This window comes from Paenibacillus tritici (assembly GCF_018207515.1).
Lineage (GTDB): Bacteria > Bacillota > Bacilli > Paenibacillales > Paenibacillaceae > Paenibacillus_AQ > Paenibacillus_AQ tritici.
Genome location: NZ_CP073365.1, coordinates 3,621,586 through 3,636,236 on the forward strand (window position 1 = coordinate 3,621,586; position 14,651 = coordinate 3,636,236).

At 49.6% G+C, this 14,651-nt stretch carries 12 protein-coding genes; 7 read left to right on the forward strand and 5 right to left on the reverse strand.

Going from position 1 to position 14,651, the window contains the following annotated elements:
- The first annotated feature begins 164 nt into the window (after positions 1-164).
- Both KDC22_RS15530 and KDC22_RS15535 read left to right on the forward strand, forming a co-directional pair.
- Positions 165-788 (forward strand): TetR/AcrR family transcriptional regulator, encoded by a 624-nt coding sequence (locus KDC22_RS15530; RefSeq protein ID WP_211723706.1) that lies wholly within the window; start codon positions 165-167, stop codon positions 786-788.
- 32 nt (positions 789-820) lie between these two features.
- Positions 821-2,320, forward strand: a complete 1,500-nt coding sequence (locus tag KDC22_RS15535; RefSeq protein WP_211723707.1) for an MDR family MFS transporter — start codon at positions 821-823, stop codon at positions 2,318-2,320.
- Between the two features lie 1,122 nt (positions 2,321-3,442).
- Here KDC22_RS15535 and KDC22_RS15540 read toward each other — a convergent pair.
- On the reverse strand, positions 3,443-4,414 hold the full coding sequence (locus KDC22_RS15540; protein WP_211723708.1) for an aldo/keto reductase: 972 nt from the start codon (positions 4,412-4,414) through the stop codon (positions 3,443-3,445).
- The gene (locus tag KDC22_RS15545) at positions 4,389-4,853 is read right to left on the reverse strand and encodes a MerR family transcriptional regulator (protein WP_211723709.1); all 465 of its coding nucleotides are present in this window, start codon (positions 4,851-4,853) and stop codon (positions 4,389-4,391) included. Before KDC22_RS15545 ends, KDC22_RS15540 begins: the two co-directional genes overlap by 26 nt.
- A gap of 744 nt (positions 4,854-5,597) precedes the next feature.
- Between KDC22_RS15545 and ltrA the strand changes: the two genes are divergently transcribed.
- Positions 5,598-6,890, forward strand: coding sequence for a group II intron reverse transcriptase/maturase (ltrA, locus tag KDC22_RS15550; RefSeq protein WP_211720874.1), 1,293 nt, complete (start codon positions 5,598-5,600; stop codon positions 6,888-6,890).
- A 122-nt stretch (positions 6,891-7,012) separates the two neighbouring features.
- Here ltrA and KDC22_RS15555 read toward each other — a convergent pair whose 3' ends face one another.
- Positions 7,013-7,912: a DMT family transporter gene (locus KDC22_RS15555; protein ID WP_211723710.1), complete on the reverse strand. Its 900-nt coding sequence runs from the start codon at positions 7,910-7,912 to the stop codon at positions 7,013-7,015.
- 121 nt (positions 7,913-8,033) lie between these two features.
- On the opposite strand from KDC22_RS15555, the gene KDC22_RS15560 reads away from it, so the two are divergent.
- On the forward strand, positions 8,034-8,915 hold the full coding sequence (locus KDC22_RS15560; protein WP_211723711.1) for a LysR family transcriptional regulator: 882 nt from the start codon (positions 8,034-8,036) through the stop codon (positions 8,913-8,915).
- A 121-nt stretch (positions 8,916-9,036) separates the two neighbouring features.
- Here KDC22_RS15560 and KDC22_RS15565 read toward each other — a convergent pair whose 3' ends face one another.
- Positions 9,037-9,930 carry a putative RNA methyltransferase gene (locus KDC22_RS15565; protein ID WP_343222017.1) on the reverse strand — a complete coding sequence of 298 codons (894 nt, stop codon included), beginning with the start codon at positions 9,928-9,930 and terminating at the stop codon, positions 9,037-9,039.
- Between the two features lie 236 nt (positions 9,931-10,166).
- Positions 10,167-11,486, reverse strand: a complete 1,320-nt coding sequence (locus tag KDC22_RS15570) for a transcriptional regulator (RefSeq protein ID WP_211723713.1) — start codon at positions 11,484-11,486, stop codon at positions 10,167-10,169.
- A gap of 241 nt (positions 11,487-11,727) precedes the next feature.
- On the opposite strand from KDC22_RS15570, the gene KDC22_RS15575 reads away from it, so the two are divergent.
- The 3 genes from KDC22_RS15575 to KDC22_RS15585 are packed head-to-tail and all read left to right on the forward strand — an operon-like array spanning position 11,728 to position 14,649.
- Positions 11,728-12,954, forward strand: a complete 1,227-nt coding sequence (locus KDC22_RS15575) for a M20 metallopeptidase family protein (protein WP_246553600.1) — start codon at positions 11,728-11,730, stop codon at positions 12,952-12,954.
- A 29-nt stretch (positions 12,955-12,983) separates the two neighbouring features.
- On the forward strand, positions 12,984-13,823 hold the full coding sequence (locus KDC22_RS15580) for an enoyl-CoA hydratase/isomerase family protein (protein ID WP_173127057.1): 840 nt from the start codon (positions 12,984-12,986) through the stop codon (positions 13,821-13,823).
- Positions 13,813-14,649 carry an enoyl-CoA hydratase/isomerase family protein gene (locus KDC22_RS15585; RefSeq protein ID WP_211723715.1) on the forward strand — a complete coding sequence of 279 codons (837 nt, stop codon included), beginning with the start codon at positions 13,813-13,815 and terminating at the stop codon, positions 14,647-14,649. The genes KDC22_RS15580 and KDC22_RS15585 overlap by 11 nt, the downstream gene beginning before the upstream one ends.
- The last annotated feature ends 2 nt before the right edge of the window (positions 14,650-14,651 follow it).

Genomic DNA, 14,651 nt, shown 5'->3' on the forward strand with positions numbered 1-14,651 from the left:
ATAACGTTATAAAGGGAGGATCTTACAGCTTGCAATGGCTGTAGATACTCCCTTTAAATTTGTGTTGACAGAGCCCGGGAAAGAGAGTAATTTTAAATTCTGATTAAACGTTGTTTAAATCAATGATTAGGATTCTGTGACCGAGGAGGGCGACCCACTGCATTATGGTTAAAACGGACAATAAGGCCGATTCTTCAGATAAAGATACGAAGCAGATTATCCTCGATGCAACAGTAGCATTGATCCGGGAGGAGGGATTCCGCTGTATTACTCTGCGCAGCATCGCTGCACGTGCGGAGACCAATCTGGCACTGGTGAATTATTACTACGGCTCCAAGGATAAGCTGTTTGGCGATGCTGTGAAGCAGCTCGTGGCAACCTTTGATGATGCCTTCAAGGCTCTGGAGGATACGGGGCTACCGCCGAAGGAGCGCTTGAAGCTGTTTTTCACGCGATACATTATGAATCTCAGCCGCTATCCCGGAATGGCCCGGCAGATGCTTGATCAGAGACATCATATTATGGGCTCCCATGATGAATATGCCAAGTACTCCAAGCTGATGCGGATTGAACGGATGGTTGATGCACTCGCGGAGATCACCGGAGAACAGGACCGCGATAAGCTCATGATGATGGTGATGCAGATCTACGGGGCGATCGTATTTCCGGTCATTATGGTTACCAGCCTGCCGGAGGAGCGGGAGGATCTTCAGCAGATCTTCAAGCTTGCTCCGCTGGAGGTGCAGATTGACGGATTGTTTGAGCTTTATTTTCATAAGTACAACTAAATGATTACACAGAGAAAAGAGTGGTCAAGAGAATGTCAAAACCTATAAATCAAGGAAACAGCGCTGCGGTTGAAGCGCCGTTCTCACTGAAAGCTATACTGCCGCCGCTGATGGCCATTATTGTTGGCATGATTATGGTTATTCTGGACAGTACAGCGGTTAATGTGGCGGTTCCGAATCTGGTGCAATATTTCAATACGGATCTGAAGACGGTCCAATGGGCGATTACCGGCTATACGCTGGCACTCGCTGCAGTGATTCCGCTGGCCGGCTATATGACGGACCGGTTTGGTTCCAAGCAGGTATTCCTCACAACAATTGCTATGTTTGTGCTGGGTTCAGTGTTATGCTCTGTGGCCCAGACTTCAGCGCAGCTGGTTCTTTTCCGGGTCATTCAGGGCCTAGGCGGCGGGATGGTAGCTCCGATAGGGATGGCTATGGTCTTCAGACTCGCACCGGCAGAGCGCAGAGGTTCTATCATGGGGCTGCTAGGGATTCCTATGCTGCTGGCTCCGGCTCTTGGACCGATCCTCTCGGGCTGGCTGGTGGAGTATGTAAGCTGGCACTGGATTTTCCTCATTAACCTGCCAATTGGTATCGTAGGGATTATCATTGGGATCAAATACTTGCCGGTTACCGAGAAGAAGGGGAGAGCCCACCTGGATATCTTCGGGATTATTTTGGCCCCGGTGGCGTTCTCCATGCTGGCCTATGGTGTCAATCAGGGCGGCGGGGAGAGTTGGACTTCTACCGGAGCGATTGTCGGATTGTCGGTCGGCGGTGTGGCACTGGTGCTGTTTGTCATTGCTGAACTGCTGCAGAAGCATCCGCTGCTGGAGCTGCGGGTCTTCCGTTCCTCGGACTTCACACGCGGGATTATTCTATCCTGGGTCACACAGGCTGCCTTGTTCGGTTCCATGCTGTTCGTTCCTCTGTATCTTCAGCAGATCCGTAACTATACACCGCTGGAGACAGGACTTATCCTGCTTCCTCAGGCCCTCGCTTCCGGAGTAGGGATGCCGCTGGGCGGCCGGCTGTTTGACCGGATCGGCGCCCGCCCGCTGGTATTCGTAGGTCTCAGTATTATTTCGACTGCACTGTTCCTGCTGTCCGGGGTGACCGTAGACACCAGTCTTCCGGTTATTATGCTGTCGCTGGTCATGATGGGCCTGGGAATGGGTCTGTCGATGATGCCGGTCAATACCCATGTCTTGAACTCTGCGCCGCGTGAATGGGTAGGCCGGGTTACACCACTTACTGCCGCAGCCCAGCAGGTCGTCGTATCGTTCGCTGTTGCCGGCATGACCGGGTACCTGACCAGCCAGATTGCTGTGCATATGGGTGAGATGGCTGCCGGAAGCAATCCTCTTGCCGCTGCCGTGCAGGGCTTCGATGATGTGTTCTTCCTCTCCGCCTGCATCGCCGTGGCCGGAGTGGTCCTCAGCCTGATTCTGCGCCGTCCGAAGACGGCCGGTGCTGCGCCTTCCCCGGAAGAACCGCAGACGGATGCAGCTATGATGATGGGACATTAAGCCGTGACTCCAGAGAATGATTGGCCCTCCGGCGACAGCTGATGCTTCCGATGCGAGCTTTCCTACAGAAAGCTTTCAGGTGGACGCTACCGCTCCTATAGTGCCAAAATTCTCCTCCGTCACTTTTCCCTGTCTTTATATTTTTCAAGTTCAATAGTTAAAAAAGCAGCGATTCTCCCGTGATGGGAGTCGCTGTTTTTTTGTTGTATAGGAAATTATATTATCCGTCAGATGTAGATAAGGAGGCATAGGGTGAGGAGAAGTGCTCATTGAATGATTCTGAGGCCGCATGAGTAAATGGGGAGCCCAGAGTGTATGCGAAAACCGAATGCAATGTGCTGGTGCGAGGGTGCGTGACGGGATGTATGCGAAAACAAACATGTCTTTCAAGGCACAACTCCAGCATGAAAATGAGCAGCGTGGCTAAAAAACAGAACATCGTCTTTTCATTTATTTAACATATTTTAACGGAAAACCGAACACAATTGGACTGGATACGCCACGTAAGCCAAATGTAATCGGAAAACCGAATACATTTGGACTGGTAGCGCCGCGTAAGCCAAATGTAATCGGAAAACCGAATACATTTGGACTGGGTGCGCGGCTAAGCCGAATGTAATCGGAAAACCGAATACATTTGGACTGGGTGCGCGGCTTAAGCCGAATGTAATCGGAAAACCGAACACAATTGGACTGGGTACGCCACGTAAGCCAAATGTAATCGGAAAACCGAATACATTTGGACTGGTAGCGCCGCGTAAGCCAAATGTAATCGGAAAACCGAATACATTTGGACTGGGTGCGCGGCTTAAGCCGAATGTAATCGGAAAACCGAACACAATTGGATTGGGTACGCCACGTAAGCCAAATGTAATCGGAAAACCGAACACAATTGGACTGGGTACGCCGCGTAGGCCGTGCGTTTATCGCAGTGCCAGACGTATTTTCACAGAAAACCGAATACAATGTGCTAGTTCGTAGGCCGGATGCCCCGGAAATGGGCAGATGGGTACAGTGGAGGTAGCCATACGAGTTCTCTGGAACGCAGAGGTTCCTACATTATAAAAGGACGGCAATGCCATTTCCACTTGTTGCTCCTTGCTGCTTGCTTCTGCTTCTAGTCTAGCCGCCCAGCAGCGTCATCTGTTCTTTCATATAACGTGTGCCGTGAACGGCATTCTTGGGGCTGACCTGATCGATTCGTTCGAGGTCCTCCTTCGTGAGAAGGATATCCACCGCGGCCGCATTTTCCTCCAGGTACTGGATACGCTTCGTACCCGGGATAGGCAGCGCCCCGCCAGCAATCGTCCAGGCAATGGCCAATTGGGAGGGGGTACAGTTCTTCTCCATTGCGATCTCCTGAATCTTGTCAACAACTTCAATGTTCTTCCGGAAGTTGTCTCCTTGGAACCGCGGCATCCATCTGCGAAGATCGTCTGCGGCAAGATCCTCGAAAGTGCGAAGCTCGCCGGAGATAAAGCCCCTGCTCAGTGGACTGTAGGCCACATGAGTAATCCCCAGCTCTCTTACGGCCGGAAGGATCTCCTCTTCGATGTCACGGCTCCAGAGCGAATACTCGCTCTCTAGCACAGAGATCGGGTACACGGCATGAGCGCGGCGAATGGTGGAAGCGGAAGCCTCGGACAGGCCGAGCGCCCGGACTTTGCCTGCCTTAACCAAGTCTGCCATCGCTCCGACCGTCTCCTCTATCGGGATTTGTGGATCGACGCGGTGTTGGTAGTAAAGATCAATATAATCCGTATTCAAACGCCGAAGGCTATCCTCCACCGCTGTCTTCACGTAATCAGGATGGCCACTGATGCTCCCGTAATTGGGAGTGTACGAGAACTTGGTGGCGATAATGGCTTGCCCGCGGCGCCCTTGAAGAGCACGGCCGAGCAGCTGTTCGTTATGTCCGTTCCCGTACACATCTGCAGTATCGAACATCGCGACGCCTATGTCCAGAGCACGATGGATGGTTTGGATCGACTGGTCGTCGTTCGTCTCCCCGTAAACGCCTGGGGACATTCCCATAATTCCCAGTCCGATCGAAGAGACGAGGATATTGCTATTGCCCAAGGTTCTTTGCTGCATTTGTTAATCCCTCCTTCTGTGTTTGTTGCCGCTCTGACTCCTCCAGCTTGATTAACAACTGGCTCTCGGAAGGGATTCTCCCTTTCTCGATGTCTTCGTATATCGACAGCTTGTTATTGACGGCATCTAGCGCTTCGGCCAATTCGTTCTGGCGGCGGAATAGATCTTCCTTGTACTGGTTCAAGATCGCTTTGCGCTGTGGAATCGTAGAATCACCATCCAGCGCAAGATTCACCATCTCCTTCAGCAAGGACAGCTTCATCCCTGTCGCCCGGAAACATGTCATCAACTGTATCCAATCCAGGTGATCTTGTTCGAACAGCCGGTTCCCGTTCTTATCCCGCTTAATATAAGGGAGCAATCCCTCTTTCTCGTAAAAGCGAATCGTATGAGCCTGGCAACCCAGCCGCTCTGAAGCTTCTTTGATCGTGAATGCCATTGGCCGGATCACTCCTTATCGGTTATTTTCAGGGCGGAATCGGCTGGTTCTTCCTCATCCTAAACCTTAAAGTGCACTTTAAGGCAAATTTTATTTTGGGAGGCAGTTGGACGCAGCGTCCACCCAAGGGCTTAGGTCGATCTTACTCAAAAGCAAAGGGGCTGCCCCAAGCAGCCATTTCATGGCGTTTGGGACAGCCCTTTTTGCAAATAGGCGTGCCCAGAGGCACGCATTATCTAGTTGGTGAAAGTCCAACCAAAGGAGGGACCAAGCTACCTTTGTAGCTAGGATGCTTGCACATGGCGAAATCTGTGTGTAAAAGCGCATCGACAAAAGTACTGGTCAGAGACCGGGCGAGCAACAATTCAGGCCGCAACATCAAGTGAATCCTGCCGCGTCGTCAAAAAGGCCCTGCAAAGGGGAACAGAGGGAGCCGAGTCCCGCTATTATGGACGAAGGCCAAGGAAGCTGTGCAGAACTTGGAACAACAGTGAAGAACCCTCCGGCGTATAGGGAACGGCATGGATTGAAAGATAATGCAGTGAACTGGGGAGACCCTCCCCCACACGGAATTTTTTTTTTAGGAACCCGTAAAGAGGCGCTCTATAAGTCCAGAAGACGAAGTGAACCGTCTGTGGGAAGGGAGTCCGAGGGGCTCGTAGTACCGAAGAACCTAAGGACAACATAACCTTAGGGAGGGAAGGAGCCCTGCTTTGTTTACGCTTTTGGAGGAGGTACGAGTGAGTGAATGCCAAACGGCTAACGACACCCAAGGAAAAAGTTCAAGAACTCCAAGAAAAGCTAGGTCATGCGGCCAAGGAGAACAACAAGCGTAAATTCCACGCCTTGTACGACAAAGTCTACCGGTGGGATGTGCTATGCGAAGCCTGGAAACGGGTGAAAGCGAATAAGGGAGCTGCGGGAGTGGATGCCGTAACGCTCGCTGAAATCGAGAAACAAGGAGTGACGAGATTTCTCAAAAGCTGTGAGCAAGAATTGAAAGAAGGCAGCTACCATCCGCAGCCGGTTCGGCGGCACTATATCCCGAAGAAAGATGGGAAGCCAAGACCGCTAGGCATCCCTACCGTACGGGACCGTGTCTTACAAATGGCAACCAAACTGGTGATTGAACCCATCTTTGAAGCCGATTTTAAAGAAGTCTCCTTCGGATTTCGTCCAAAACGAAGTGCCAAAGGAGCGCTGGAGCGAATCCGGAAAGCCTGCAACCGCAAAGGAAATTGGGTAGTCGACGTCGATATCCAAGGTTACTTCGACCATATCAATCAAGAGAAACTCATGAAATTGGTACAGATGCGTATCAATGACAGACGGATTCTGAAGCTCATACGGAAGTGGCTTCATGCGGGAATAATGGAAGAAGGAAAGGTACGGCGCTCCGATCTAGGGACACCCCAAGGTGGTGTCATCTCGCCACTGCTGGCGAATATCTATTTGAACTACTTTGACCGGTTATGGGAAAAACACGGAAGTGGACTGGGAGAACTGACGAGGTATGCAGACGACTTCGTCGTGGTCTGTAAAACCAAAAAGGATGCAGAACATGCGTATGAACTCATCCGCACCATTATGGAACGTCTAGAACTCACGCTGCATCCGACCAAAACCCGCATTGTAGGTCTGTGGACAGGAGACGAAGGCTTCGACTTCTTAGGAATGCACCACCGAAAAACGAAAGCAGAAACTTCTCAAGGGAAGGTGTACTATACCACCCAGCAGTGGCTAACGAAGAAGGCAGAGGAACGTATCCGAGGCGTGGTCAAAGACCGATTAGCACCGCCCGGCATGCGCTGGAAATCGTTCGTGGAACACGTGGAATGGCTCAATCCAAAGATACAGGGATGGAGAAATTATTACTACACGAACTACAGCCAAAAGAGATTAGCCAAGCTGGATTGGTATATCCTGCAGCGATTTACGCGGTGGTATGCGAAGAAGAGACAACGGAGGAGATGGATGAGTTCATTCCCGGAGGTCAAGTATATGGTCAATAAGTGTGGACTAAAAACGCTATTGTAATCTGCATGCCCATGAATGACAAACATCGGAAAGCCGTATGAGGGAAAACCTCACGTACGGTTTGATGAGGAGGGGCTGGGTTGTACCAGCCCTTTACTCTAGAATGTATAGGTTGCACACCATTATAAGCCAGCCCGCCGTTTCTTGAGCATTCTTGCAGGCGGGGCGATATGGATTCTGCCGAGCAGCTCGGAGGCTAGAATACCCAGCAGTACAAGAGCCGCACCGGCATAGCCCTGAAGCGAGAGCTGCTCATGTACGAACCAGTAACCGAAGAAGGCAGCAAATACCGGCTCCAGGGCGAAGATCAGACCTGTACGTGTCGGTGTTGTGTACTTCTGGGCAACAGGCTGCAGGATGAAGCCGCAGGCGCTGCAAAAGATCCCCAGGGCCAGAATCGCGGTCCAGCCCGGAAGGGTGGACGGCAGCGAAGGGGTCTCGAAGATAGCCGACAGAATGAAGGCATACCCTCCGGCGAAGCCCAGCTGCAGGATGCCGATGTTCAGCGAGTCACTGGACTCAACAGCCCGGCCTGTCACAAGAATCTGTACAGCGTAGAATACAGCGGACAGAATGCAGAGGAGATCGCCGGGCCGGACCTGCAGCGAGCCGTTCAGGGTGAGCAGCCCGATGCCGCAAATAGCGAGGGTCGCACCGAAGATCTGCGGGGGTGCGACTCTTTTTTTGAAGATCAGAACCTCCAGCAAGGGGACAAACACAACGGTCAAGGCGACCAGGAACCCGGCATTCGAGGTCGTAGTGGTCTTCAGTCCAAAGGTAATACAGGTAAACACCCCAAGCAGCAGAAAGCCGAGCAAGGCCCCGTATTTCATTGTTCTGGCATCCACGCTGCGCAGCCGTTTACGGAACAGCAGAGCCGCCAGTACAAAAGCAAGCCCGAAACGCAGTGCAATCAGATTGAATTCTCCCAGTGTGCCAAGTCCCATCTTCATGAACAGGTAGGAGGAACCCCAGAACAGGGTTACTGCCATGAGCATCAGCTCGGCCTTTAGCGGCTTCATTCATCCATCATCCTTCTTTATTTCAAGTGAGTATAGTATAATACGCTCGAATACATAAGGTAACTGAATGTTTATCATAGGATACATGAGTATATCTCATGTAATGAGCGGAGGTTCAGGCATGAGTCTGATCAAGTATGAAGTGTTCCTCAAAGTAGTAGAATTGGGCAGTCTGACCAAAGCCGCCGAAGTGCTGGGCTTCACCCAATCCGGCATCAGCCATACGATCAGCAGTCTGGAGAACGAATTCGGCTTCCCGCTGCTGGTGCGGAATCGTTCCGGTGTGAAGCTGACGGTGAACGGGGAGCAGGTGCTCCAGCCAATCCGTGAAATCCTTAACTGGAATGAACAGCTGAAGCAGCAGGTCGCAGATATTCACGGTCTGGAGACAGGGACAATTACGATAGGCACCTTCACAAGCGTATCCGTTCACTGGCTGCCGGACATGATCAAACAGTTCCGCAAAGAGTACCCTTACATTGAGTTCAAGCTGATGGAGGGAGGGTATCTCGAGATTGAGCAGTGGATTGAGGCCGGAGTGGCTGATTGCGGCTTCCTCTCGCTGCCTACCCGGGAGAAATTCGAGGTGTTTCCGCTTAAGCAGGACCGGATGCTGGCGATTCTTCCCCTGGACCACCCGCTGAGCACAGCCCCGTATATGCCGCTGGCCCAGATCGCCTACGAGGATTTCATCATTCCGAGGCCCGGCTCGGACTATGATGTGCAGCGGGTGCTGGAGAAGGCGGGAATTAAGCCGAACATCAAGTTCTCGGCAGGGGATGACTATGCCATAATCGCAATGGTTGAAAAAGGCCTGGGCATCAGCATCCTCCCGGAGCTGGTCACCCGGTTCCAGCATGAGCATGTGGCGATGCTGGAGCTGGAGGAGCGCAGCTTCCGTTCTCTTGGCATTGCGGTCAAGTCGATGAAATATGCTTCTCCTGCAACGAGGCGGTTCCTGCAGCATGTGCAGAATTGGTCGTCCGGCCAGGAAGGGATTTGACTTGATAAATCCAGCTGTTCGGTGAAAATAAAAGCAGCGGCAGTCTAAGACTTGATAAACAAAGTCTTAGACTGCCGCTGTAGTCGTTCAGCTAACGTTTCCCGTTTAATGAAATTTTACGTTATTGTTTTTTACCAATCAAGATTTTGAAGTCCATAGTGACTTGTTTCAGATTCATCTTTTGGATTTTCTTTTTACGATAACTGGACACCCCCCAAGATAAAGGCGTCATACCGAGCAACGGATCAATTAAGGACTCATTCAGACTTGCTGGATATCGAATGCTTACAATGTCTAGCAGCTTGAACTGTTTATTGAAATAATTGATTATAGGTCCATTAGAATAAACCTGTTTATTTGACCCCTCATGCAAAACTTCTCTTATTTCTTTTAAGTGATCCTGTTCAGGAACAACTTTAATTACCATACCTTGATCCATAATCATTCTCTTGAATTCCGAATAATTTGCCGGAGAAAGGATATTAACAATGTAATTAAACTGCTGATTTGCAAATGGACAGTTTGCAATGTCCGCGACACACCATATCGCATTTGAATATTCAGCTGCTGCAGAACTAATTCCTTCTTTTGAAATATCGATTCCTACAGCCAAGAGAGGATTTGATTTTTTCTTTTGCATTTCTACTTGTATACGATTTAAATGTGAGCCTTCTCCACAACCTGCATCCAGTATACTCAAAGGTTCATCGCTCTGAAGTTCACTCATCATAATTTCACTTATCACAGCGTGTAAAGGATTAAATAAACCGCTTTGGCTGACCGCTCTTCGGTTATCAAATATCTTCTGATCATATTTAGTATTGCTGGCCCGAGAGGATAGGTTGAGATATCCACACTTGGCTATATCAAAACAATGCTGATTTTCACACACTAAACTTTTCAAATCGACCAGTTGCATCTGTTTTTTACATAGCGGGCAGATAAATATCTCCTGAAATTTCTCGATTCTCTCAGCGCTGATTACTCTTTTCCTTTTAATAAACACAAAAATCACCCTTCCATTCGTAAATGATGAATGAAAAAAGGTGCAGACAAATAAACCCAGGACTTTTAATTAAAAAGCTGGGCTATGTCAGCTGCACCTATCATTATCTTAAACGAATGAATTTGATGATCATGATTGAGCTCTCCCTCAATGGATAAATTAAAGCAATTCAATATTAACATGGTTCACCAAGTGTAACAAACTATTGCATTAAACTGCCCGTGAAGCATTGACAGTCTAATACTTTATTTTTCTGTGCTTAATTTACGCCCTTCTTTGTCGAGAAACAACAGCTCGTAGTATTTTTTCGGCCGGCCTTTACTGTTGTCACGTTTTTCAAATACGGTTTGGACGTATTTTTTTTCTTCAATTTTGTTAAGGATACGGTTTGCACCTTTGACGGTAATGGACAGACACCCGGCAACATCCTCAGAGGATAATTTATTGGTTCTCATCATTTCCGCATAGGACATGATTTTCTGCAAATTGATGTTGTTTATTCCAATATTTTTGGCCAATGCGATAATTTCCGGGTCCCCCTGTTCAGAGAACTGGATGACATTCATGCTCCGCATGGGGCCGATAACCTGCTGATCCTCGTTAATAAAAAAGCTGCAGCTGCCCGTAAAGGCTTCCGCCTGCCGGTGGGCCTTGGTGGCGTTGACGTTAGCCTGAAAATACTCGTGCCCCGAGCCCCATCCGATCTTCACCTTGTCACTTATGAATCCTTCCAGATACTCCAGCAGGGTGCAGTTATGCGCGTTAGAGGTGATTCTCATGAAATGTCCGTAGGTGGTGTATAGTTTGACATGGCCATCTGAGATTTGAGCCGTGTCAGCCAGATTCACGCTATGCAGAAACCTGCCAACCAGGGCTTTCAGCTCTTGAAGCAGCTCTTCAGATGGTGGCTGCTCATTGTGGACCGATAAGTATGCGACAACGGCCCGCTGGTTCTTAAGCTTGCGGATGGTAATCTCGTTGATGATCTCGCTTAGGGTCTCTTTAACATCTTCCAAAGTGGGCCGGATCAAGATATATCTGACTCCGTGCTTTTGGAGCTCTGGAACAAAGTGGCCGAACGCCGTAATGGACAGATCAATCTTCTTGTCCTCCCACAGCGTGATATGGTTCTCCAGCATGGTCTCCACCCGTTCGAACAGATCTCCGCTGTCAACGGGCTTCCCTTCATGAGTCAGGTATTGCTGGAATTCACTGAAGGAATCAATAACATACGCATAATCCACATAGATCCTTGATATATCAAGCCCTGGTTCAGTGACCAGCAGCCGGAAAAGCTCTCTATACAGAAGGTTCTCATTATCCTGCAAAATGTGAATAGGGACCTTCTCATCCAGGCAATCCTTATCTATTGACTCATAAAGCATTCTGCCGCTGACCACAAATCCATCCACCGAATCTAAGTTCTGCAGATACAGGTCTGTTGTTTGTCCGAAGGTGCTGATGGTAAGGAACCGGAACTGGCATATGGGCCGCATTTCTTCTTCAATGGCGCGGAAATAATCCATATGGCTCTCCGGCGTGATAATACCCAGCTTGATTTTCATAGTATATTCCTTTCAAAAGACAATGCAATCAAAAGAGTTATATCACAATAAATGTGATATTACAACGTTCCGGCAGCCCTTGAAATGATGTTCTTAAAATGTCTAATAATCTCTTGACAGCGAATAAATTCAAAAGTATGATGAAAGTGTTCTTAAAAAGTCTTAAAATATTAAAAGTCATAAATATGAAGGGGGCTATTTAAACTCTGTATTTACATTCATTCAATTTGTGTTACGGGAGATGTTCATTGTGATTGAAGAAGCTGGAGACGATTTGAGTATGGCTCATCAGCTGCAGGACAAATTGGTCATGTACAGGCATCATCTTCATGCGATTCCGGAGCTTGATTTAAGTTTGCCCAGGACAACTGCTTACGTAAAAGAGGTGTTGGAGTCGATGGGGCTTAAGCCCGCTCCCGTAGGGGAATCAGGGCTAACGGTTACCATTGGCGGACAGCATGGCGGGAAGGTGGTTCTTCTCCGTGCAGATATGGACGCTTTGCCGATTTCAGAGGAAACGGAGCTTGCATACGCGTCGTTGAACGGGAACATGCATGCTTGCGGTCATGACATGCATACTTCCATGCTGCTGGGAGCGGCGGAGATCCTGAAGGCTAACGAAGAGCAGCTTCGCGGGACGGTTAAGCTTATGTTTCAGCCGGGTGAAGAGACGCTGCACGGGGCAAAAATGATGCTTGAAAATGGGATTCTCGACAATCCTAAAGTGGATGCAGCCATGATGCTTCACGTGTTGACCGGAATGCCACTTCCTATCGGACAATTTGTAGTGCCTGAGGAAGGTGGAGCGATCTCTGCTTCTTCGGATTGGTTCGAAATCATCATCCGCGGAAGGGGCTCACATGGCGCAATGCCCGAGGCCGCAGTGGACCCCTTAAATGTGGCTGCTCATCTTCATCTGGCGCTGCAGGGTATCCTCAGCCGGGAAATTTCGCCGATTGATAATGCAGTACTTACCATCGGCGTGATGGAAGGCGGAAGTACAAACAATGTGATTCCCGATACGGCCAGATTGAAAGGCAGTGTGCGCACATTTAACACCCTATTGCGGGATAAAGTGGAGACCCGAATCCGTGAAATTAGCGCAGGGATCGGAGAAACTTTTCAGGCCAAGGTGGAAGTGATCTATACAAGAGGCTGTCCTGAAGTGAAAACGGATGGCGGGCTTAATGAGCAAATGAGGGTTTCGGTTGCAAATACCTTTGGTGACGGTTCCTACATTGGTATAACTGAGCTGGTACCCGGCGGCAAATTAATGGGCTCGGAAGACTTCGCCTTTGTCTCACATGCGGTGCCAAGTACCACAGTGTTTCTTAATGCAGGCAATATCGAAGATGGTTATAGTTACCCTGTACACCATCCTAAGACAATGTTCTCGGATGAGGTGCTTCATAGAGGGGCTGCGGCTTATGCAGCTTTTGCCAGAGATTGGCTTGAAAGTAACAGTTAAGCTCAAAACCAAACTTAGGAGGAATTACAATGACAGAGAGACGTATGATTGGACCCACCAAATTTGAAGAGTACTCGGAGAAATACAAGGAATTCCTGTTAATGACCCGCCGTGACGGAATCATCGAAGTGCGGCTGCACACCGACGGAGGTTCGTACAAGCACAATTGGGAAGCCCATACCGCCTGGTCTCATGCCTGGTCAGATATTGGCCGTGACCCTGAGAACGAAGTCATGATTATTACGGGAACCGGGGATAAATGGCTGATTGGCGATCCTGAGGTCTGGAATACGAAATTCATGGACTGGCCGAAGCAAAAGAAGCTCGAACAGTATCATGAATCACTGAGACTGCTTGAAAATCTGATCTTCTGCATTGACATTCCGACCATCGGGGCGGTCAACGGGCCGGGAACGCACTGTGAACTCGCAACGCTCTGCGATATTACCATTTGCACGGAAGACGCGGACTTTTTCGATCCGCATTATCTGGGAGGCACGCCTCCAGGAGATGGAATGCTGCTAACACTGCAGAACATGATCGGTTTCAAAAAAGCAGCCTACTACGCATACACCGGTAAGAATATCAACGGTCAGACCGCCTTGGATCTGGGTATTGTCAGTGAAGTTCTGTCCCGTGAGCAGCTTCTTCCACGCGCTTGGGAGCTCGCGGAGATGATCATGCAGGCACCGCGTTCAACGAGACATCTGTCTCACTCCATTATCTCCCGGCCATGGAAGCAGGCTCTGGTCGCCGATCAGGGATTCCAGCTTGCCCACCAGATGTACGACATGGCTATTGATGAAGAAGGAGCACTGGAGCGGCTGAAGAAAATGCAGGGACGCCTTATGGGCAACGATGTTCAATAGAAAGATGACGGGACCTACCCGGCTCGAAGAATACTCGGAGAAGTACAAGGACTTATTCCTCATGACCCGCCGCCGCGGCATCCTAGAAGTGCGTATGCACACTGACGGGGGACCTTTACAATTCGACTGGCCGGTCCAAGCCGCATATGGTCACGTATGGTCAGATATTGGCCGTGATCCTGAGAATGAGGTCATGATTCTTACAGGGACAGGAGAGTTATGGCAGACCGGCAATCCTGAAGTCTGGAATACGAAATTCATGGATTGGCCGAATCGCCGGAAGCTGGAAATGTACCATGAATCACTTAGAATGATTGAAAATATGGTTCAGTGCATCGACATCCCCACGATTGGGGCGGTTAATGGCACTGGTGCACACTGGCAGCTGGGAACGCTTTGTGATATTACCATCTGTGCGGAAGACACGGCGTTCTTCGATGCCCATTATCTGGGCGGTGTTCCGCCTGGAGACGGAATCGTCCTGGCACTTCAAAGGATACTGGGAACCAAGAAAGCGGCATACTATGCATACACGGGCTTGAACATTAATGCTCAAGAGGCATTAGATCTCGGTCTGGTCAGTGAGGTCCTGCCTCGTGAACAGCTTCTTCCACGGGCATGGGAGCTGGCAGAAATGATCATGCAGGCACCCCGCTCTACAAGACATCTTACGCATTCGATAGTGTCGCACCCGTGGAAACAAGCTTTTGCAGAGAATCAGGGTCTTCAGCTTACTCACCAATTGGTTGACATGGCTATTGATGAAGAAGGGATTCATGAGCGGCTGATGAAGCTTAAGGAACGTTTTCAGAGGAATGAGCAATAGCC